We start from the raw sequence: 20,442 nt of genomic DNA, 5'->3' as shown, positions 1-20,442 counted from the left end.
AGAGACGGTTTCAGCCGCTCTGCTTTTTTGTTTACAGTACCTTAAAATTTTTCCCAACCGAGATTTCGATCCTATCCACAATCTCCCGCGACTGCTCAATATAGCCCTCGATCACATCATTGCCGATCTTCAGGCTCTGAAGCAGCAGCCGGATTTCTGTTTCCGCCAGATACTCGGATGAGCAGTCCAAAAAGCCCTCGTTCCTGGCCACATGCAGGCCGTGCACAGCTGACAGATTTGCCAGAGCCAGCGCCTTGACATCCACCCTGCTCAGGCCAAGCTTGTGGGCTTTGTTGATATTTTCGATAAAGCCCACAGAGGCGCTCTCTGTTTTCATAAAAATATTGGAATCGCACAGCTCGTGATAAAAACGGTTAAGCCCCTTATTGCGGTTGCAGTTCCGGTTCTGGAGCCGATATTCGATGGCCGTGCGCAAAAACAGATCGCTGTCCGGGAACTGGCTGGCAATGATGTTCTGGGTCTTCACTTTCATGGCCACCATGTACTCATTATAGACCTCAAGGGCCAGGTTGTTCTTGTTGCCAAAATAGTAGGAAACCATGGCCTTATTGGCGCCGGATTCCCTGGCGATCTCCGCCAGCGTGGTTTTTACAAAACCTTTTTCATAAAAAAGCTTTTTGGCGGTCGCGTATATTTTTTCTTTTGTCTCTAAGCCTGTTTTATAATTCGCCACAGATTTTTCCCCTTTTGCAGTTTCTTACCCTATTTTAGCATAAGCGGCTTTAGTTTTGCAGGGATTTTTTGAATCAGCCCGTATCGTGGCGATACGGGACGGGCTTTTCTCTCAGTCAGAGCCCCAGTATTTTTCTTCAAAGGCCTCTGGTGAGATGGGCCTTGAGATATAATAGCCCTGAATGCTGTCGGCCTCCAGGGCACAGACGGCCCTCAGCTCATCCTGCTCCTCAACGCCCTCCACACATACAGTAATACCCACACTGTGGCACAGCTTGATAACCGATGCGATAAAGGAACGATTAAAGACATTCTCATCCCTGTCGATGGCCTCGATAAACAACCGGTCAATCTTGACAATATCCGCCGGAGACTGAGACAGCATCCCCAGCGAGGAATAGCCTGTGCCAAAGTCGTCCATGGCGATCTGGATGCGCATACCGCGCAAATGCCTGAAAATTTCCTTGAGGCCGCCCATATCCGTTACAAAGCAGCTCTCCGTAAGCTCAAGCACGACATGCCGGGAATCCAGCCCGTTTTCCTTCAGCGTCTTTTCCACATGCCCGGCAAAGGATTCGTCCAGCATCTGGAGATAGGAAATATTGACGTTCATAATGAAATCCGGTTCTCTGTCTGACCACTTTTTGCAGGTCTTGACTGCCTGCTCCAGCACCCATTTACCCACAGGCACAATGAGGCCGCTGGATTCTAAAAGCGGAATGAACTCAGCCGGTGTTACCTCGCCAAAGGGCTCACCGGACCACCGCAGCAGCGCCTCTGCACCCGCCAGGCCCAGATCCTTTGAGTGGGCAAAGGGCTGGTAAACCAGTCGGAAACCCTCCATGCCGTTCACCACACTCAGCTGCAGCCGGCTGGTCAGCTCCAATGCCCGCAGCTTTGAACGCATCAGCGCTGGCGTGTAGGCCGTCATGATATTTTTCCCCTTGGTCTTGGAGGCTTCAAGAGCACTGGACGCGCACTTGATCAGATCGGGATAGTTCTGGCTGTCCCGTCCCAGCAGCGTCATACCCGCAGACACCGTGCAGAAATATTCCTGGCCGTCCAGGGTGTGCACCCGGTTGCTATAGGCGTGCAGCCGTTTATAAATAGCTTCCAGCTCTTCCTCACCCGCGCCGGGGCAGACCACAGCAAACTCGTCCCCGTCAAACCGGTACATGCTGGCGCCCGGGGGCAGCAGCTGCTGAACCGTCTGGGCGAACTGGCGCAGCACCCCATCCCCGAAAAGATGGCTGTTAAGGTCATTAATCCGCACAAAATCATCCAGCCCCAGCAGCATCAGGCCGCCGGGCTTTTCCGATTCCTTATCCAGCAGCTCACTGATCTCCTTCTCACATTCCCTGTAAGTAAAAAGGCCGGTGGTGTAGTCGATCTTGCCCATTTTTCCCAGGTCTGTCACTACTCCCGCAAACATGGCCGGCTGGTTTTGGGCGTTCTTCTGCAAAACGCCGCGGCAGAGCACCCATATATACTCGCCTTTGCGGTTACGCACCTGGTATTCCACATGATGAATGTCTGTATCGCCCCGCAGCATTTCATCAATGCTTTCGTTATAGCGGGGACGGTCCTTTTCATGAACCAGCTCACCCCACATGGGCACCAGGCCCTTAAACTGCCGGCCGGGCAGTTCAAAGTCCCTTTCCATGTTCGGAGAAACCAGGGCCATGTCGGTATTCATGTCCACAATATAGACGTAATCATCCGTACTTCGGATGATCGCGCTGTAAAAAAGGGCAGGGTCAACCGTAAATGTTTCAAAAAAATTGTCTGACTGTGTCATCATTATTCGATCCCCTCTAAAAAATGTACTGCTTCTTCAACTGTTTTTCAAACCTGCCGGACGTTCCATACAACGCCCTCAGGCCGCTCCCCAGCCCGCCTGACTTTTCCAAATCTTATTTATATATTATATCAGACGTGATCAAGATACGCAATAAAAGCCTGCGCAATTCAAAGGGTATCGCGCCGGTACGGGTTGTTTTTTCAATCCTACGCTTCCCAAATCCGTTGAAACCCCTCCAGCACCATCTGGGCCCGTTCGTACCCCAGCTCGTTCTGGCTGCCGCTCTGGCAGGTTTTGATCGCAAAATCGCCTGCGAGATAAATGCTGCCTATATCGGTCTGCAGGTCCATGTCTTCATCAAAAAAATGGAAATTATAAAAACTGTAGGCGTCGTCATAATTTCGTCGGTTGTCTGTAAACTTGACGCTTATGCGTGTTTTTACCGGCACCATCAGCGCGCCTGCCCCCGCCAGATAGGGATAGCCCTTTTCCATGCCCAGCCATTTTGTCATATACTGGCGGTATATGGTTTCGCTCAGACACCGCGCCCGCATCATTCTCTTGATATAATCCCGGGGGCCGATGCCGCCGGCCAGACAGCTGGTCACGCATCCTGCTTCCAGGTAGTGGATACGGCTGTTATTGCCATAATCATCATAGATCGCTTCTATAAAAAGTATATTTTTACTGCTCAAAGCTTTGTTAACAGATTCACTTGTCCTCTTCATGGTTTTTCTCCCTTAAATTTTGATAATAAAAAAACAGAAAGCACTTAAGCCTTCTGTTCCAGTGGGTGACAGCAATTCCCCATTCGACAGCATGTCTATTGAATTGTCATTTTTTATAATTTTTAGTGTGTGCAGAGCCCGTTTTCATCTCACGAAATACAAGATACTTTGTTTTTTACTAAATTTTCTTAAGTATATCGTATACACGAAGAATTGTCAACAAGATTTTTTATAAAAATAATATTTATCTTTTCTTCTTTTAGTAAATTATATAAAAACAACCCGTATCGCTGCGATACGGGTTGTTTTTTTGTTATGCGGCAATGCCTTTTTCTTCTGCATCGGCCATTTGGGCCACCTTATACTCAGCCAGGCGGTCCCGCCAGACGCTGCCGGCGTTCTGGATACCCAGAAGATCTGGATCAAAAACGGGCTCCAGCCCCAGTTTTTTCTGGCGCTCGTAATCCTTGAAGATTGCCAGACCCTGATTACTTAAAATCAACACTGCAATTACATTAAGCCAGGTCATGAGCCCACAGCCGATGTCCCCCATGGTCCACACTACAGACACAGCCTGCAGGCAGCCCTGAAAAGCGGCCAGGATAAAAATACCCCGGAACACATAAAGGAAAGGCTTGTTGCTCTTCATCCAGGCTTTGGTTTCATGAAAAACGTACACCAGGTTGCTTTCGGCATAATAGTAATAGGCCAGGAGGGCAATGAAAGCAAAAAGCAGAATGGAAACAGCGATAAAAGGTGCTCCGAAGCCTGGAAAGATGGTGTCAATGGCCCCATGCACATAAGCGACGCCGTATTCCTTGCCGGGCATGCCCTCAAACAGGAAGCCACCTGCCGGGCCGACCACATTGTAACAGCCCGTCAGCAGAATCATAAAAGCCGAGGTGGTGCAGACCAGGATGGTACCCGCGTATACACTCAAGCAGGAGGCCAGCCCCTGCTTTACCGGGTGCGATACATCGGCAGAGCCTGCCATGATGGCCGAGGTTCCCTGCCCCGCCTCGTTGGCAAATACGCCGCGCATGACCCCCTTGGAAAGGGCTGCGCCGGCCAGCGCGCCAAAAACCGGCTGGACACTGAAGGCAGACTGGACAATCATCATAAACACGCCGGGCACCTTGCTGATGTTAGCCCCGATGATGATAAAGGAGACCAGCAGATAGGCACAGGCCATAAAGGGCGAAACCTTTTCCGCGACAGCCGAGATGCGTTTCACACCGCCGAAGATACAAATTCCGACCACCACTGCCAGCACAATGGCAATGATAAGGGTATTCCAGCCAAAGGCCTGGTTCAGGCTTGAGGTAATGTTGTAGGACTGGACACCCGGCATCAGGATGCCTGGCGCCAGAATGGTGACCAGGGCAAAGGCCTTGGCGTACCATTTTTTACCGATCCCCTTTTCGATATAGTAGGCCGGGCCGCCTCTGAACTCGCCATTGACCGTGATCTTATAAGCCTGGGCCAGGGTAGACTCGATGAGGGCGATGGCTGTCCCAAACAGCGCCACTACCCAGAGCCAGAAAATGGCGCCTGGGCCGCCCAGGGCAATGGCGGTGGCCATGCCGGCGATGTTGCCCACGCCCACACGGCCAGCAGCGGTCATGATAAAGGCGCGGAGACCGGAGACCCCCTCATCGGTGCCCTTGCCCTTGTTGTCACCCAGCAGCCGGAACATCTCCTTGATAAGCCGCAGCTGAGGAAATTTCATCCGCACCGAAAAATAGATGCCGGCGCCCAGAATCAGGATAATCAGCGGAATACTCCAGACCACATCGTTGACACTTGTTACAATACTCTCTAACATAATTTTCCCTCTCGTTTACTGGCAAAGCCGCTGTCATTTTTCCATACAGCGGCTGGCAGCGCATCATTAGTGTTTAATCCTCAAAATAGCCGGCCGGGTACAGCGGGTATCTGGAAATCAATGCCCGGGCTTGTGCCTTACAGGCGTCCAGATTTGTCATGTTTTCAGGGTCCTTTGCGACCTTATCCATGATCTCAGCGATTTCTTTGATAGCGTCCTCCTCCAGGCCGCGCTGGGCAGTGGAGGTCAGTCCGATTCTTACGCCGCTGCACACAAAGGGGCTTTCCTCGTCAAAGGGAATCATGTTCTTATTCACCGTAATGCCCACGTATTCCAGCGCCTGCTCAAAGCTCTTTCCCGTCAAACTCTTTGGTCTTAAATCAACCATGACGATATGGTTGTCTGTGCCCCCGCTGATGATGCGGAAGCCGTAGCTCTGAAGCTCCTCAGCCAGGGTTTTGGCGTTGCGGACAACACGTTCCATGATTTCCCTGAACTCTGGTGTGCCGATATATTTGAAGGAATAGGCCTTGGCGGCAATGGTGTTCAGATGGATGGAGCCCAGAGTCCCCGGGAATACGGATTTGTTCAGAGCCTTCTCGTATTCCTTCTTGCAGAAAACCATACCGGCGCGCGGGCCGCAGAAGGTCTTGGTAGTGGAGGAGGAGACAAAATCGCAGTGCGGGATCGGGCTTGGGATAACCTTGGCCCCGACCAGGCCCGCGATGTGAGCCATGTCATTCATCAAAATCGCGCCGCAGTTCTTGGCGATTTTGGCCATGCGCTCATAGTCGATGAGTCTCGGGTAAGAGCTGGCGCCGGTGATTAAAAGCTTTGGCTTATAGGCCATGGCCTGATCCTCCAGTGCGTCATAGTCGATGATCTCGGTCTCCTTATCAACCCCGTAAAAGTCATATTCATAAACCTTTCGTAGGAAATTCACCGGGGAACCATGGGTCAGATGGCCGCCCTGGTCCAGGCGCATGCTCAAGATTTTATCGCCTGGGTTCAACACCGCGTTAAATACGCAGTAGTTAGCGGTTGATCCCGAGTAGGGCTGTAAATTAACATACTCGGCGCCGTAAAGCTCCAGCGCGCGGCGGCAGGCCAGGCTTTCGATGGCGTCCGCCTGTTCGGAGCCAGCCTGGAAGCGGTTTCCCGGCAGCCCTTCCTCAGTCTTGTTGGTGAAGACACAGCCGCTCAGCTCCATGACTGGCGTGGGCGCGGTGCTCTCAGACGCGATCATTTCGATGTTGTGTTCCTGGCGGTCAAGCTCTGCCTCTACGATGGAATAGACTTCCGGGTCCAGTACCCTTGTTGTTTTTAACATTTCAATACCTCACTTTGTTCTCTGTGTTTGTTTTCGATGATCTCATTCTAACACGATTACAAAGCGCGATCTATGAAGAGAATTGTCGGTTTCCTGATCATTTTTATCCAGTTGACATAAAAATAGCTGTCACCATAATATTGTGACAGCTTATGTTTTTTATTTCTTCAGATAATCTGACGGCATGTGCCCGGTCTGATCCTTGAACTTTTTATAAAAATAATTTACATTCTCATAGCCTGCCTGTTTGGCTACCTCCTGTATATTGTAGGATCCGTTCTTCAGCAGCTCGACCGCATGCTCAATCCGGATTTTATTCACATAACTGATGAGGTTGGTATCCACATAGCGCTTAAACTGTTTGGACAGGTAGCTGGCCGTTACATGAAACTGCTCCGACAGCAGCTGGAGCTCAATCTTATCGCTAAAATGGGTGTGGATGTATTCCAGCACCTGATTGACCAGATCATTGCCTGTAAAATTCCAGCCTACAGACCGGAGCAGGGCCTGGGTAAACTGCTCGTACTCGATGGGCTTGAGGATGATGTCCCTGGCGCCCATGCGCAGGGCCCGCTGGGCATACTCGAAGGATTCATAAGCGGTGATGACCACAATCTTCACATCCATTTGAAGAGCCTCCAGAGCTTCCATGACCTCAAAGCCGTCCATAAGGGGCATCTTGATGTCTAAAAACACTAGATCCGGCTCCTTTTTGCGGATCATCTGCAGGGCGCTCTCTCCGTCAAGGGCAATGCCCTCAACCTGAAGCGGCAGCTTCTCCCGCTCAATAAAATGCTGTATGATCTTTGAAACGGCCTTTTCATCGTCCGCGATAACCACTTTAATCATCATTCTCCACTTCTTTCTGATATGAGTAGGGTAATTCCAGAATAATCCATGTCCCAATGCGCTCATCGGAGTACACATTCATTGAAAAATCCGGGCCGAAGCGCATTTTCAGCTTGGCATAAATCAGCGACAGGCCATGCTCACTGCCCGAGGGCAGGCTGTCGTTTATTCGGTTCAGGGTGCTGTAATCAATGACCGCACCGTTGTTATAAATGGAAATCAGCACCTTGCTGCCGCTGGGCTGCGCGGTGATGGACAGCCGCCTTTTCAGGTTGTTGGTGTCAAAGCCGTGGGTGAAGGCATTCTCGACGATGGGCTGCAGAAAGTTAAAGGGCACCAGCCAGTCATCGAGCTGGGCATTGATTTTGATGTCAACCTGAAGGCTGTCCTCGTATCGCAGCTTCTGGAGCTTCAGGTAGGTTTTCAGATAGGCCGCCTCATGGCTGAAGGGCACAAACTGCTCCTTGGTCTTGGTGGTGTAGCGGAACATCTTGGACAGGTCGATGATGGCATCGTACAGCTCCTCGGCATCCTTATCCAGCGCCATGCCAGCCATGCAGTTCAGGGTGTTGAACAGGAAATGGTGGTTGATGCGCAGGTCGGTCACGATATTCTGGGCGGCCTTGAGGTTTTTCTCCAAGCGCTTGCTGTATTGCTGGGCGTCGTCAATATCTCGCTCCTTGGCCTCCAGCACCCTGCGGGCATCACTGAACACGCAGAAGCTCACAATATGCTCGGCAATCCTTCTGAGCAGCATGCGGATGCTCAGGGCTGTGCTCTCCGGCGTATCGTACAGCTCCTCGGTGCGGTCGCTGGTCTTGCCCTCGCTTTTCATGGTGGACAGCAGGATATAACCGCCCTGAATCACACCGATGCACCGGTTTTCATGCACGATGGGCTGCTGGTACAGGGTCAGGCCGTAGGGGCAGACAAACTGGCGGTATTCCCAGGGCTCGCTCAGGTTTGACTGCCCCATGCCGCGGCAGGGACAGCCGCTGTTGGCCAGCGGGTTGCAGTGCTCTGTGCAATAATCCGGAAAGCAGCTGGTCTGCAGCACCGTCTTGCCCGCAGTGTCGTAGATGGTCAGGGGCAGGTTGAGCGGGTCGATGGACTGCTGGCGAACGCCCTCCACAGCCGCGTACAGGGTATCGTCTGACGGCGCTCCCAGGTTTACCAGGGTGTCGATGGAGATCTCCTCTGCGCCGTATACGGGATTGGAGACCAGCAGCTCCCTTATCTGTCCATCGGTGGGGTTATAGACCTCATGGGAGCTTCCGGCCTCCATATAGAAGATCTGCCCGGGCTCAGGCTCGATGCGCTCACCGTTGATGTAGTAAATGCCCCTGCCCTGCAGCACGTAAAGCAGCTGCTCCTGCCCGTAGTGCACATGCTCGGCCAGATGCCTGCCGGGCTCGATCACCACAATGCCAATATTCATATTCTGTCTTGGGTTATTCTCTGTCTTGACATGCTTCCAGTCTATATAGCCCCACTCCATTACCTGAACCGCCATACCAATTCCTCCTTTGCTAAAGATTATATCATACCTGCTCTCTCTTATTTTTGTCCTTTTTTTTAACAAATTTGCCCAATCAAAAAAAGCCGCCCGCTGGCAGCCCTTTTTTACCGCTCCATCATCTCACCGAAGGTAGTGGCGTATCTTAAGCGCCGCACCACATTCCTCTGCGATCCGCCTGCAGGCGGCCTGGCCCTCCTCGCTCATGGTGTCGATAATGGTCATATAGACTTTTGCAAAACGCGCGGCGTTTTCCGCGAAGCGGAGCATGTACTCAAAGGCGTCCTCTGCCTGGGGGCGGCACAGGGCGTTGTATTCCTCTGCGTCTGGCGCGTTCAGGCTCACAGATACCACGTCCACAAGGTCGGCAAACCAAGGGGTGACATCCTCACCGTACAAGGTACCGGCCAGGCCGTTGGTGTTCAGCCGGACTGCGACGCCGTATTCCCGCTTCAGCACCCGCGCGATCGCAAGAATATCCTTTAGGCGGCAGGTCGGCTCTCCGTAGCCGCAAAAGACCACCTCGTCATACTTTGCCATATCCCGCGCGCGGATATCGGATAGAATTTCCTCCACTGACGGCTCCCGCTCAAGCCACAGCTCGTCCATACGGCTGGCTGCCTCCTCCCGGTTAAACCTGTGGCAGAACACGCAGCGGTTATTGCAGCGGTTGGTGGCATTCACGTACAGTGCCTTTTTATCTTTATAGGCCGTACTCTCTGTTTCATAGGTAATGACCATGTAAGTTTCACTCCTGTCTTTGATGTTAAAATAATACCATTTCTGGGCTGAGGTTTCTATGATCAATTATGTCAGAATATGGATCATTTTTGACTTTTTTTAACCATACTTTATAGCATGTACCCTGAATTTCGGCCGCAACGCAAAAATCAACCCGTATCGCCGCGATACGGGTTGATTGGCAAACTCCTAGGAACGGTTTGGTAAACTGCTGAGCACTCCGGTCTTTTTTAGAACAAAAGCCAGAGTTATCAGAATAATATTTATAATAAAAAGGACAGCGCTGCCTTCTATTTTATAAATACCTCCTGTCAATATCGAGTTTCCTGTAAAAACAGCGTTCAGCAAATGCGGATAATCATCTGCCAGGGACAAGCAGTTTAAGATGATGCCGCCAATCGTATTCCATATAAAGTGAAAAACAATTGGGGCAAGCAAAGATCCGGTATATTCAAGCATTCCAGTTATAATTAAGCTAATGGATAAAATATTCAGAACTGGAAAAATTCCTGTCTCAAAAGCAGAGACATGCATCAATGTGAATAAAGCAGTCGTAATTACGGTTGCCCATCCCCTGTTGTAATTTACCTTGATAAGCTGGTACAAATAGCCGCGAACCAATAATTCCTGCATGATCGTATTTAACAGTGCTGAAATTATCCAAAGCCAGAGAAAAGATACTGTATTGGTACCATCGAATTTTAAGACACCGGCTCCCATAAGAAGCGCGACCGTTATCCCCAGCCATATTAACGCTGCTGCAATCCCAAAGCATGTACTGAAAAGAGGTCTTTTTACCAGATAAAGACTGATGTTTTTTTTATCAATAAATCCAAAAACAAAGGTCATGATCACGATACTCACTAATGGGATAAGTTCTGCCCAAAGCCGGTAAACAGCAGGATTTTCATTCTCTGGCATAGGTATCATAAATATACAGATGACCCATCCCGCAAAGAATAAAATAAACCTCAAAAATACCTTGGAGAATTTCTTTACTTTTTCTTTTTTCGATAACATCATTTTTACACTTTCTCAATGACTCTGGCATTCTAAGCCCTTTTGTTTTACTGCTGCCCGAAATCCAGACGAATGTCGCCGTTGTTATTGTTGATGACAAAGCGGCTGGTACCGCTCTGGTTTTCATCCCGCACGGCTTCCTCATATTTGGCGCCGTCGACCTCAACCTTGCCCAGGCTGGTGCTCAGCTGATAGCCGGCTGTCTCCCTTGGGATACTGGTCTTGATGTTCACGTCGCCCAGATGGGCCGTCACGTTGATTTCTCCCTCAATGGCGCCGCTCAGGCTGATCTTGCCGTTGTCATTTTTAAATTGGCCTCCCCTGACGTTTAACCCCTCGCCGGCAATATCGCCCAGGTGGTCCTCGGCGGTCAGCATGTTATAGGTGCTGTCTGTCAGGGTAATTTTTCCATTGTCGTTTTTAATGCTTCCCTCATCGGCGCGGATATTGGCCGCCTTTATTTTCCCGAGATGATTCTGTGCTGTAAAGCTTTTGGATTCAACATCACTCACGTCCAGATCACCGTTGTCCAGCTTGATATACACGCTGTCGGCTTTGACGGAGGCCATGTCCACACTGCCCAGATGGTTCTGAATCGACAGTGCCTTAAAGGCCCTGGGGCCCTTAAACTTGATCTTGCCGTTGTCCACCCTGGCGTCCAGAGACTGGCCTGTTTCCTTTTTGTCCAGGTATACCTTGATCTTTGAGTTGCCGTAAATGTTGCCCACACCCATAAAAACCACGCGGTTTTCCTCCTGGCTCTTGCTGGTGATGGTGGTGGTGTTCCCGTCCTGATGGATTTCAGGCTTTGCCGAGTCCTCATAATAGACGGCCTCAATGGCGTTTTCATCGGCCAGGATGATTTCCAGGTCTGCCATTGAAATATCAATGTCCAGATTTTCTATTTTTCCTGGGAGCTTCTGGTATTCCAGCCTTTTTTCCTCATACTTCATCACATGGATTCCCCTGCTGTCAATATAGGTGGAGGTCATGCCGCCGAGAAGCATGCCGACCCCGGCGAGCAAAAGTCCGCCGGCTGCCAGAATCCCGCCAATTTTCAAGAGCTTTTTTGAATCGAATTTCATGCGTTTTTCCTCCATTCCAAAATCGCTTCCGCCATCCGCTTAAAGCCGTTGATGACCCAGGGGATGAGCCGGTACATGCCCACGCCCAGCAGAATCCCAAGCCCGAGGGCAAAGGCGCCGCTGCCCACATAAAACAGGGTGACTGCCGGGCTCTGGAAGATCAGAATCAGCCCGATCACCATCCAGAGAAAGCCGCCCAAAACCAGAGCTGCCGCTGTCACCACAAAGGCGAACAGGACGCTGAAAACCACGACCATCAGCACGAATACCAAAGCCGCGGCCACAATGACCAGCGGCAAGGCAATGGGCGCTGCAAAGATGGATAAGATCACAATCAGCACCACTGGCATTTTCTTTTTCTCCTGCTCATTTCCTTTCAGGGCATATTCGCTGCGCAGCTGCGCGGCCAGCTTGGCCGGCGAGCTCAGCTCTCCGATAACCCTGTCCTCATTTTCCGGTCCGGCGTCATCAAAATATTCATTGTAATACACCAGGGCGTTTTCCCTTTCATCCCTTGGCAGCTTTCTCAAGTGCTTTTCCAGCGCTGCCATATACTCTTCACGATTCATTCTCGCCACCTCCTATCAGAAGCGAATCTATTTTTTCCTTGTAAGTATCCCACTCTTCCCGGTATTCTTCCAGCCTGGCCCTTCCGCTTTCCGTAATGGCGTAATAGCGGCGATTCCGCCCCTGAAAGGGCTTATCGTAGGTGGCCAGGTACTTTTCCTTTTGCAGACGCCTGAGCACCGGGTAAAGGGTGGATTCTGAAATATCCAGCACACTTTTGACCCGCTGTGTCAGGCTGTAGCCGTAAGCATCCTCCTCTGAGAGCACGGCCAGCACACATGCGTCCAGAAGTGCGGAGCCTAATTGAAAAATCATCCTCGCATCTCCTTTCTTTATATCGTTAATGATATTATACATTGTATAATATCATTTTGTAAAGTATATTATTTAATTTTTAATAAACAAAAAACAAAAGAACCCGTATGGCCGCGATACGGGTTCTTTTTTGGTCTTCCTAAAAAAACTTGACAGCACATTCGCCAGAGATCACTTTTTCCTGAATTTCATGGGTTTTCTCCACGGTGATGTATTGGCTGAGGAGCTTTTTAAAGCCGTAATTTTCCCGGTTGATCAAAATCACCGGGGTGGTCACTTCCTCCAGCGGATAGCCAGGCAGCTCCACAACCCGCTGGTTGAGGTCAGGCTGAAAATTGTTGTACCAGCCGTCCCGCCGGTAGATAAAGCAGTCCACATTTTTCTTGACAAGCAGCTCGCTGAAGCTGGCATAGGGTGTCTGGACAAACGCCACATCCTTTCCCTCACACAGCTTCTGGGAAATGGTGTACTGGTCAATGCTGTTACAATCCACCGCCATACGCATGCCGTCCTCAATCTCTGTTTTCTGGTCATCCAGAAAGTACAGCACATAGGGCTCAGAATAGATACAGCCGGTCAGCTCGATGGCCCTTTCCAGAAAATCATTTTCGCTCAGGTAGCGCTCTGCCGAGCTCTTGGACACAATGATAAAGTCATAGATCATCTCCTTTAGGGCTGCCAGACGCTTTTCGGAGCCTGTGACATAGGCAAAGGAGAAGGGAAAGGGGCTCTTCTCCATCTCCTCACAGATGGCTGTGGTCAGGCTTGAAAAAGAAAGGGTCATGGGCACAGGCATGGTGCCGGTCAGCGATCCCCAGTTGGTATAAGGGTAGAGCTTTTCATAGTCAATTCCGGTCACAAAGGTGCCCTTGACTCCGTTCTTCTGTGTTTGGATACACGCGTCCTCCTCCAGAGTGGCAATGGCCTTCTGGACAATACCGCGGGACACCTCAAAGCGCTGGGTATACTCCGCGATGGTCGGCACCCGGTCGCCGGGCTGCATGGTGTAAAAATCCCGCGCGATGTTAATGGTAGCGAGTCCTGTTTTTTTATAAAAGGTTGGCTTCATTGGTTTTTCCTCATGCTTTCAATATCGTTTTACAATAGCACGGCATCCCGCTTTTGTCAATCACCCGCTGCCGCAAGCATGGCCCGGGCCACACCGTACAGGTCGCCCAGCACCGGATAATCCGCGTTTTTCATGATCTCAGCCTCCCGATCCTCATTGACGGCGCAAAGGCGCTTAACGCCCTTAACACCTGATAAAAACTGGACGGAGCCGGATATGCCAAAGCACAGCAACAGCTCTGCCGAGATGGCGCTGCCGCTGAGTCCGATCTGTCTTCCCTGGGGCAGAAAGCCCCGCTCCACCAGCACTCGGGAGCACATCAGGTCCGCGTCCAGCTTTTGGGCCAGCTGTTCAAACAGCACAAGGTCGGCCTTGTCCTTCAGGCCGCCGCCCACCGCCACCACCACGGGGCGTCTGCCCTGTTCTAAAACCGGCGCGGCGCCATCGTCCCCGGTCTGCAGCCGGGGCCGCAGCTCCCCGGGCAGCTCACAGGGGATGACCGCGCAGTCTCCGGACGCTCTGGGCTGTGCCTTGAACACGCCCTGGCGCACTGTGGCGATCTGGGGGCGCGCGGTTCTGGTCAGAATACTGGCCATAATGCGGCCGCCAAAAGCCGGACGGGTCTGTACCAGCTGCCCCTCGCTGTTTATCGAAAGCTCTGTGCAGTCTGCCGTCACTCCTGTCTTAAAGGCCGCCCCGATCATGGGGGCAAGGGTACGCCCCTCAAGGGTCGCACCAAAGAGCAGGATTTCAGGCTTCACCCTTTCCACACAGTCGGCCACGGCCGCTCTGTGCGCCTCCTGCCGAAACGCGGAAACCGCCGGAAACGTATAAAGGTAAACCCTGCTCAGTCCGCTGCTCCGCAGTGCCGCTGTGAGGTCTCCGGTCAGCTCCCGGCAGATAAGCACGCCAGCGGTATCGCCGGCCAGCTCTGTGGCCTTTGCCGCCAGCTCCGCGCATACCGGGTGCAGTCCGCCGGGGCCTTCCTGTAAATAGATTAACGCTGTCCTCACTTACCTGCCTCCTTCACGCTTTTCCACACATCCAGCAAGAGCGCCGCACCCTGGCTGTCTGTCAGCTCAAGAACCGGATTTTTGGCCGTTGTCTCCGGCTGAAACAGGCGCACCACCCGGGTGGGTGAGCCTGAGAGCCCATAGGTTTCACTGTCCTGCTGCTCCAAATCCCCCAGAACCATCCTTTGTACGGCCTGCTTGCCTGCTTTCAGCTTAGCCCGCAGCCCTGGCACCCGCGCTTCACAGATAGTCGGGTTGACAGCCAGCACCAGGGGTAGCCCACCGGACACCCGGCAGGTCCTTCCGGTCAGCTCCTGGCGGGCCTCCAGCCGATCCTCTGAAGCGCTCACAATCTCACGTACCCATCCAATGACCGGGATGTTCAGCTGCTCCGCCAGCGAAAAGGGCACCTGGGCCGTATCGCCGTCGGTGGTCTGCTGCCCGCAGATGATCAGGTCTGCCCCGCCCAGGGCTTTAATCCCCTGGGCCAGCGTCCGGGCTGTCATGAGCACGTCGGCCCCCGCAAAGGCCCGGTCGCTCATGAGGCAGGCGTGGTCCGCAGTCATTGCCAGAGCAGTGCGCAGAGCCTGCTCAGCGGACTCCGGCCCCATGGTCAGCGCTGTTACCTCCCCGCCCAGGGCCTCTCTCAGCCGCAGAGCCGTCTCGATGGCCGGCAGGTCATAGGGATTGAGCTTATTTTCGCCGGTCCGCACCAGCACGCCCTTTTCTTTGTCCATACTGGCCTCTGACAGCGCCGGAACCTGTTTGATACACACGATTATTTTCATTTAAAAACGCCCTCCGGGTCGAATGCTTCCTTCACTGCCTTTATCTGGCGCTTCACCGCCTCCGGTACAAAGCGCAGGGCCAGCTCCCGCTTTAGCAGGCCCGCGCCGTTTTCGGTGATAATCTGGCCCCTGTCCGCGGCTGCCCGGGCTGCCCATTCTGCCATCAGAACCTCGCATTTTGCTCTTTCCTCCGGTGTCTCTGGCAGAAAATTAACATGGAAACGGTTCTGTGCCGCCGCGCCGTATATCACAGCGTGTGCGCCACTCTGGGCAATGCCCCCGCGGTACATTTCCAGATAGTCCTCTGCCTTTTCCGCCGGCCCCTTCAGGTCTGAGGACAGGCGGGTAAGCCCGGGCACAGCCTGGCTGAAGGAATCGGTCTTTCCGTTGGCCAGCTCTGGCACCACATGCCGCAGCTTTCTGAAGCGATCGATCTCATAGCGCTCGCTGGCTGCCCAGGTCTGTTCCTCACTGCCGCCCAGCCCTTCAAAAATATCCAGCTGCTCAAACAGCGCGCCCTCCAGAGCATCGGGATCGTCCCCGGCCAGCTCGACATAGACCGCGGCACCAGCGCCCTGGGGGAATTCCGGGAGCTCCTGCAGCGCCGCAGTGTTGTGCCGCCCCTCGGAGAGCAGGCTGAGGGCTGCCCTGTCATAGTATTCCATCACCGTCACACTGCCGCTGTTCTCAGCCTGAGCCACTGCCCGGCAGAGCGCCATCGCCGCCGGGTCTGTGGGCAGAAAATACAGCACACCCCAATCACAGTCCGGCTTCTTCGCAAGCTCCAGCTCAAAGGCCAGGGCCATGCCCAGCTGCCCCTCAGTCCCTGCCAGAAAGTCGATCAAGTCCATCTGTTTGACAGTCACCAGTCCGTTCAGCACGCCGGAGCTCTCAAAGGTCTCACAGCTCAGGCGGCCGCCGTCCGGCAGCGCGCAGCCGCTGTCATCAAAGACATAGCTGCCCCGGCCGATCTCCCAGACCTCACCTGCGGCTGTGAGCCACCAGAGCTTCCGGACCCAGGACGCTGTCCTCTGCCCGTCGATGCCCATGGCGTTGCAGCCAAACATGCCGCCGAGGGTTGCGCTCTCCTCGGTTGGGTTCGGCGGGAATACCCAGGGCTCCTTCAATAAAAGGGCATGGAGCTGCGTAAGCGTGGCACCTGCCCCGGCGTAAAGAACCGGTCCTTCTCTCAGCTCCAGGTCCTTCAGTCCCTGGCAGTCCACAACCAGGCCGCCCTCCGGCACTGCTCCCCCGGTCAGCCCGGTGCGGGCGCCCTGGGGCGTAATATGCAGCCCGGCCCTGCGGGCATGGCTCACAGCCTCCCGGGCCTCCTCAAAGCTTTCTGGAAAGCAGACCGCGTCTGCCCTTCCTCGGATACGGGATTCGTCCCCAAGCCACCGCTCATATTTTTCTGTCATCGCTTCAATTTTCATCTTTCTGCTCCTCCGCCTGCTTTTCCCAAGCCTCTAAAACCTCCAGTGCGTCGCCCACCAGTCCATAATCGGCGGCTTTAAAAACCGGTGCGTCAGGATCACTGTTGACTGCCACCAGATTTTTGACGTTCTCAAGCCCAGCCATAAAGGGCGCCGCGCCCGACACGCCCAGTGTGATGCACAGCTCAGCCCTGAGCACATGGCCGGACTGGCCGATAATGTCCGCCACGTCGGCCCATCCATTGATGGCGGCTGCCCGTGTGCAGCCGCAGGCGCCGCCCCAGGCCCGGGCCAGCTGCTTCAGCCGCGCGTAGTTTTCTCTGGAGCCAAGGCCCCTGCCGCCTACCAGCACCAGCTTTGCCTCCTCCAGCGGGTTCTTTGCCCTGCTGGCCTTGAGCTTTCGGTCCAGGCAGTAGCCGTAGTGTTTAAGCACAGGGCCCACCTCTGTAATGGCAGCCTGTTCTGTCTCTTCAACAGGGCTCTCCGATACCGGCCCGGCCTTGGAAGCCGACAATACAAGCGGCCGTCCCTGGGGCCGGCTGACCGCGTCGGCATGTGAATTGTAAACCGGGCGCCGGACCCAGAGGCCGTCCGTATCCCTGCCCAGGGTCCGGCAGCCTGTCAGACAGGTCCCGCCGATCCTTACGGCCAGCCGCGTTGCCAGCGCTCCGGACCCGGCTGTAAAAATCAGCAGCTCTGGCTGCCGCTCCCGGTACAGGGCTTCCAGACTGTCCAGCCAGTTTTCAGGCAGGGCCCCGCTGCCCACCGGGCAGCGCACCACTGTACCGATGCCGGCCACACACCGGGCTGTCTCTGCCAGGCCCTCTTTGGTATCGCCAAGATACCAGGCCTCCAGCAACGCGCTCTCTGCCACAAGAGCGCCGGTTAAGGCGTTAATGCGCCCGGCCGTTTTCAGGATATCGTCTTCTCTTGTAAAAACACAGGCTGCCTTCATGATATCATCCCCTTAATCCATTTTTCATACACTGCGCCGGCCTTGGCCGCACCACTCTCTCCCTCGATCATGACACACTCCTTCGCACTGCTCTCCCGGCTGAAAGCTGGCAGAACCGTATCTTCTGCCGGCAGAGCGGGCCACTCCTCAATGTCCCGTTTGGACGCGGCCATTTTCTCCCGCAGCGTCGCCACTCTCAGGTAAGCGTACTCCGCGTCACCCACAGAAGCTGCCACCGGGCCCTGGAGTTTCAGGACTTCCAGCCCCGCCGGGGTCTCATGCTCAAGCACAAGCTGCCCGCCTTCAAACGATGCCGCTGCCGTGTCTCCGACAAAGGGAAGCCCCAGCAGCTCGGCGGACAGCGGCGGCACCATGCCGCTGTCCGCCATGCCGGCCTGTTTGCCGAAAAGCACCAGATCAAAATCCCCGCTTTTTATAAAACCGGCCAGCAGCGCCGCCACGGTCTCGGGGCAGAACTCTCTGCGCTCAAACGGAATATTGACCACCCGGTCGTAGCCCACAGCGTACAGCCCCTTCATCAGGCTTGCCAGGCCGCCGCCAACCGTTACGGCAGTGCACGCCGCCCCGGTGTCTGCTGCGGTTTCCTTAAGCCGCAGGGCCATCTCCAGCGCTGTCTCATCAAAGCAATTGATCATTTTTTTCACATAGCTGGTGTCCAGTCCCTGGGAGATATCCCTCCAGTCCGATTCCAGAACCTGATCGAGGTCTGGTACAATTTTAAAGCATACGCAAATTTTCATTTTGTCCCCTTTTGTGTTGTCATTATTCCTGTTTCCAGGCTTCTGCCCTAAAACCAGATCAAACCACACCCTCTCTCCGGGCTTTTCTGGCCGTCTGTTGGAGGAGGGTGCAGTTTTAAATGCAGTCTTATTTAATTATAACAAATTCCGGCTCAATTTTCCTCTACTAAAAGCACGCCTTTATTTAAAATATGGTTGGGGTCCATGGCTTCCTTGAGCCGGTACATGAGCGGATAGGATGAGCCGTGCTCCCGAGGCATAAACTGGGTGCGGTACTTGCCGGAGCCATGATGGTGGGCAATGCTGCCGCCGCGCTTCAGGGTTTCGTCCAGAATGATGCCGATCAGCTTCATATAGTCGCCTTCCACGCTTTGGGCTCCCTCTGTTACGGTAAAGGCGAACTGGAAGTAGATATTGGTACCCTGCATGTAGCTGTGGGAGGAATGGCCGCCCAGGAAAACCACGTTTTCTATTTCCCGCGGCAGGCGTTCAAGCACTGCGTCGTAGATGTTGCCAATCTCTGACCAGTTGCCGGAAATTTCACAGGTATCGGCCACAACGCCCATGTCGTAGAATTTTGGCTTATCCATATCGTCACAGACATCATTGCGGTGTACGAGCCAGTTTTCCACAGGCTTGGCGCCCATATCCACAGGATCGTATTTGGATGCCAGCTCCTCAATGCCTTCACCGGTAGCCTTGGTGATGCCTGCCGGCCCCTCAGCCAGCAGGAGCAGCATACAGTGCCCCTCAGGCGCGACGCCGCCCATCTGGTCGGCGACCTCTAATGGGTCGTGCAGCCTGACAACTGCAGGCTTGTAGCCAGCCACCATAATATCGCGGATAAGAGCCAGGCCGTTTTTCATGCCCTTTATGCCATAAGCCTTCATCCAGCGGTTTTCAGGCATATATTTGAAGATTTTCACAGAAGCCTCGGTGATAAAGCCCAGGAGCCCCTCGCTGCCGATGAACAGGTGGCGCAGATCTGGCCCGACAGAGCGTCTCGGCACATTTTTAATCCGGATTACACTGCCATCAGCCAGCACTGCCTCCAGACCCACCACCAGATCCTCAATACCGCCGTAAAGTGTGGAAAACTGGCCGATGCTGCGCGTTGCCAGCAGTCCGCCCACCTGTGCCAGAGGCAGGGACTGCGGGAAATGCCCGGTGGTGTAGCCCATCTTATTCAGGTAGCCCTCAAGGTACTCCATAGGCGTACCGCATTTGGCCGTCACATACATGTCTTCCTCATTGACCTCGATGATCTCATTCATGTCTGAGCCGTCCAGGATCACGCCGTCCTGCCGGGGCTCGATGCCGCGGGTAACGCTGGAGCCGCCGGTTCTCGGCACCACGTCAATTTTTTTATCGTTCAGGTATTTCAGCACCTCAGCGACCTGCTCGGTGCTCTGTGGGTGGACCACGCAGGCCGCGCGGGGCACCCAGTATTTTTTATCGTCGCGTTCATAGCGGCGGTAGCCGATATAATCCTTGGCGGCGTCCAAAACAGCCTGCTCGCTGTCTGAGACTCTGTCCGCTCCTACAATTTTTCCCAGTTCCTGTACAAGTGCTTCTTTATTCATAATTTAACCTCTCTCCTTCATTGACCGGGAGGCGACGATATCGACCCCTGTCCCGCAAATATTCTGTTCGATCACCTGCCCGCAGGCCACCGGCGCTTTAAGCGTCCGGCTGTAAAGCACCTTCAGGCAGTCCTCCATTTTATCCCTTGGCAGCTCGCAGGCGCTGATGACTGGCAAGCGCCTGTGCGTGCCGCCTTCGATGTTCACCGTTGTGGTCAGCATCCGCTCTGGATTTTTATATTCCTTCTCGCCGTGGGCGGTGCCCAGCTTGCAACCCGCGCCCTCCACGGTCAGTCTCCCATGGTCATCGGTGACCTCCAGCCGGCAGCTGTTCGGGCACACAATGCAGATGTATTCTTTTTTAACCATG

At 53.8% G+C, this 20,442-nt stretch carries 20 protein-coding genes; all 20 read right to left on the bottom strand.

Annotated features, from left to right (window positions below):
- Positions 1–31: 31 nt before the first annotated feature.
- Positions 32–694 (bottom strand): TetR/AcrR family transcriptional regulator, encoded by a 663-nt coding sequence (locus BUC22_RS13585; protein ID WP_013379216.1) that lies wholly within the window; start codon positions 692–694, stop codon positions 32–34.
- A gap of 111 nt (positions 695–805) precedes the next feature.
- Positions 806–2,494, bottom strand: coding sequence for a bifunctional diguanylate cyclase/phosphodiesterase (locus tag BUC22_RS13580; protein ID WP_337926968.1), 1,689 nt, complete (start codon positions 2,492–2,494; stop codon positions 806–808).
- 206 nt (positions 2,495–2,700) lie between these two features.
- Entirely contained in the window at positions 2,701–3,222 is a 522-nt protein-coding gene (locus BUC22_RS13575) for a hypothetical protein (RefSeq protein WP_013379214.1), read from the bottom strand.
- Between the two features lie 313 nt (positions 3,223–3,535).
- Positions 3,536–5,047 (bottom strand): alanine/glycine:cation symporter family protein, encoded by a 1,512-nt coding sequence (locus BUC22_RS13570; RefSeq protein WP_013379213.1) that lies wholly within the window; start codon positions 5,045–5,047, stop codon positions 3,536–3,538.
- 73 nt (positions 5,048–5,120) lie between these two features.
- Positions 5,121–6,377 carry a serine hydroxymethyltransferase gene (locus BUC22_RS13565; RefSeq protein ID WP_013379212.1) on the bottom strand — a complete coding sequence of 419 codons (1,257 nt, stop codon included), beginning with the start codon at positions 6,375–6,377 and terminating at the stop codon, positions 5,121–5,123.
- Positions 6,378–6,536: 159 nt separating this feature from the next.
- The gene (locus BUC22_RS13560) at positions 6,537–7,229 is read right to left on the bottom strand and encodes a response regulator transcription factor (RefSeq protein ID WP_227162929.1); all 693 of its coding nucleotides are present in this window, start codon (positions 7,227–7,229) and stop codon (positions 6,537–6,539) included.
- Positions 7,219–8,739 (bottom strand): histidine kinase, encoded by a 1,521-nt coding sequence (locus BUC22_RS13555; RefSeq protein WP_013379210.1) that lies wholly within the window; start codon positions 8,737–8,739, stop codon positions 7,219–7,221. The genes BUC22_RS13560 and BUC22_RS13555 overlap by 11 nt, the downstream gene beginning before the upstream one ends.
- A gap of 126 nt (positions 8,740–8,865) precedes the next feature.
- Positions 8,866–9,483, bottom strand: coding sequence for a TatD family nuclease-associated radical SAM protein (locus BUC22_RS13550; protein ID WP_013379209.1), 618 nt, complete (start codon positions 9,481–9,483; stop codon positions 8,866–8,868).
- A 189-nt stretch (positions 9,484–9,672) separates the two neighbouring features.
- Positions 9,673–10,506, bottom strand: a complete 834-nt coding sequence (locus tag BUC22_RS13545; protein ID WP_013379208.1) for a CPBP family intramembrane glutamic endopeptidase — start codon at positions 10,504–10,506, stop codon at positions 9,673–9,675.
- 44 nt (positions 10,507–10,550) lie between these two features.
- Positions 10,551–11,588, bottom strand: a complete 1,038-nt coding sequence (locus BUC22_RS13540) for a DUF4097 family beta strand repeat-containing protein (protein ID WP_013379206.1) — start codon at positions 11,586–11,588, stop codon at positions 10,551–10,553.
- Complete coding sequence (locus BUC22_RS13535; RefSeq protein WP_013379205.1) at positions 11,585–12,157, bottom strand: DUF1700 domain-containing protein; 573 nt, start codon at positions 12,155–12,157, stop codon at positions 11,585–11,587. The genes BUC22_RS13540 and BUC22_RS13535 overlap by 4 nt, the downstream gene beginning before the upstream one ends.
- Positions 12,147–12,470, bottom strand: coding sequence for a PadR family transcriptional regulator (locus BUC22_RS13530; protein ID WP_013379204.1), 324 nt, complete (start codon positions 12,468–12,470; stop codon positions 12,147–12,149). Before BUC22_RS13530 ends, BUC22_RS13535 begins: the two co-directional genes overlap by 11 nt.
- A gap of 139 nt (positions 12,471–12,609) precedes the next feature.
- Positions 12,610–13,539, bottom strand: coding sequence for a YhfZ family protein (locus BUC22_RS13525; RefSeq protein WP_013379203.1), 930 nt, complete (start codon positions 13,537–13,539; stop codon positions 12,610–12,612).
- A gap of 56 nt (positions 13,540–13,595) precedes the next feature.
- Entirely contained in the window at positions 13,596–14,552 is a 957-nt protein-coding gene (locus BUC22_RS13520) for an electron transfer flavoprotein subunit alpha/FixB family protein (RefSeq protein WP_013379202.1), read from the bottom strand.
- On the bottom strand, positions 14,549–15,340 hold the full coding sequence (locus BUC22_RS13515; protein ID WP_013379201.1) for an electron transfer flavoprotein subunit beta/FixA family protein: 792 nt from the start codon (positions 15,338–15,340) through the stop codon (positions 14,549–14,551). The genes BUC22_RS13520 and BUC22_RS13515 overlap by 4 nt, the downstream gene beginning before the upstream one ends.
- On the bottom strand, positions 15,337–16,773 hold the full coding sequence (locus tag BUC22_RS13510; RefSeq protein WP_013379200.1) for an FAD-binding oxidoreductase: 1,437 nt from the start codon (positions 16,771–16,773) through the stop codon (positions 15,337–15,339). The genes BUC22_RS13515 and BUC22_RS13510 overlap by 4 nt, the downstream gene beginning before the upstream one ends.
- Positions 16,763–17,728 (bottom strand): electron transfer flavoprotein subunit alpha/FixB family protein, encoded by a 966-nt coding sequence (locus BUC22_RS13505; RefSeq protein WP_013379199.1) that lies wholly within the window; start codon positions 17,726–17,728, stop codon positions 16,763–16,765. Before BUC22_RS13505 ends, BUC22_RS13510 begins: the two co-directional genes overlap by 11 nt.
- Positions 17,725–18,489, bottom strand: coding sequence for an electron transfer flavoprotein subunit beta/FixA family protein (locus BUC22_RS13500; protein WP_123876038.1), 765 nt, complete (start codon positions 18,487–18,489; stop codon positions 17,725–17,727). The genes BUC22_RS13505 and BUC22_RS13500 overlap by 4 nt, the downstream gene beginning before the upstream one ends.
- A 152-nt stretch (positions 18,490–18,641) precedes the next feature.
- Positions 18,642–20,072 carry an FAD-binding oxidoreductase gene (locus BUC22_RS13495; RefSeq protein ID WP_013379197.1) on the bottom strand — a complete coding sequence of 477 codons (1,431 nt, stop codon included), beginning with the start codon at positions 20,070–20,072 and terminating at the stop codon, positions 18,642–18,644.
- Between the two features lie 3 nt (positions 20,073–20,075).
- Positions 20,076–20,441 (bottom strand): DUF1667 domain-containing protein, encoded by a 366-nt coding sequence (locus tag BUC22_RS13490; protein ID WP_013379196.1) that lies wholly within the window; start codon positions 20,439–20,441, stop codon positions 20,076–20,078.
- Position 20,442: the final 1 nt, after the last annotated feature.

It is taken from the genome of Eubacterium callanderi (assembly GCF_900142645.1).
Classification (GTDB): Bacteria; Bacillota; Clostridia; order Eubacteriales; family Eubacteriaceae; genus Eubacterium; species Eubacterium callanderi.
The sequence above is the reverse complement of the archived record's forward strand: the minus strand, read 5'-3'. Positions and strand labels throughout refer to the sequence as shown.

Coding starts and splice junctions, on each gene's coding strand:
- BUC22_RS13580 (WP_337926968.1), bottom strand. CDS start 2,494: ATGATGACACAGTCAGACAATTTTTTTGAAACATTTACGGTTGACCCT.
- BUC22_RS13575 (WP_013379214.1), bottom strand. CDS start 3,222: ATGAAGAGGACAAGTGAATCTGTTAACAAAGCTTTGAGCAGTAAAAAT.
- BUC22_RS13570 (WP_013379213.1), bottom strand. CDS start 5,047: ATGTTAGAGAGTATTGTAACAAGTGTCAACGATGTGGTCTGGAGTATT.
- BUC22_RS13565 (WP_013379212.1), bottom strand. CDS start 6,377: ATGTTAAAAACAACAAGGGTACTGGACCCGGAAGTCTATTCCATCGTA.
- BUC22_RS13560 (WP_227162929.1), bottom strand. CDS start 7,229: ATGATGATTAAAGTGGTTATCGCGGACGATGAAAAGGCCGTTTCAAAG.
- BUC22_RS13555 (WP_013379210.1), bottom strand. CDS start 8,739: ATGGCGGTTCAGGTAATGGAGTGGGGCTATATAGACTGGAAGCATGTC.
- BUC22_RS13550 (WP_013379209.1), bottom strand. CDS start 9,483: ATGGTCATTACCTATGAAACAGAGAGTACGGCCTATAAAGATAAAAAG.
- BUC22_RS13545 (WP_013379208.1), bottom strand. CDS start 10,506: ATGATGTTATCGAAAAAAGAAAAAGTAAAGAAATTCTCCAAGGTATTT.
- BUC22_RS13540 (WP_013379206.1), bottom strand. CDS start 11,588: ATGAAATTCGATTCAAAAAAGCTCTTGAAAATTGGCGGGATTCTGGCA.
- BUC22_RS13535 (WP_013379205.1), bottom strand. CDS start 12,157: ATGAATCGTGAAGAGTATATGGCAGCGCTGGAAAAGCACTTGAGAAAG.
- BUC22_RS13530 (WP_013379204.1), bottom strand. CDS start 12,470: ATGATTTTTCAATTAGGCTCCGCACTTCTGGACGCATGTGTGCTGGCC.
- BUC22_RS13525 (WP_013379203.1), bottom strand. CDS start 13,539: ATGAAGCCAACCTTTTATAAAAAAACAGGACTCGCTACCATTAACATC.
- BUC22_RS13515 (WP_013379201.1), bottom strand. CDS start 15,340: ATGAAAATAATCGTGTGTATCAAACAGGTTCCGGCGCTGTCAGAGGCC.
- BUC22_RS13510 (WP_013379200.1), bottom strand. CDS start 16,773: ATGAAAATTGAAGCGATGACAGAAAAATATGAGCGGTGGCTTGGGGAC.
- BUC22_RS13505 (WP_013379199.1), bottom strand. CDS start 17,728: ATGAAGGCAGCCTGTGTTTTTACAAGAGAAGACGATATCCTGAAAACG.
- BUC22_RS13500 (WP_123876038.1), bottom strand. CDS start 18,489: ATGAAAATTTGCGTATGCTTTAAAATTGTACCAGACCTCGATCAGGTT.
- BUC22_RS13495 (WP_013379197.1), bottom strand. CDS start 20,072: ATGAATAAAGAAGCACTTGTACAGGAACTGGGAAAAATTGTAGGAGCG.
- BUC22_RS13490 (WP_013379196.1), bottom strand. CDS start 20,441: ATGGTTAAAAAAGAATACATCTGCATTGTGTGCCCGAACAGCTGCCGG.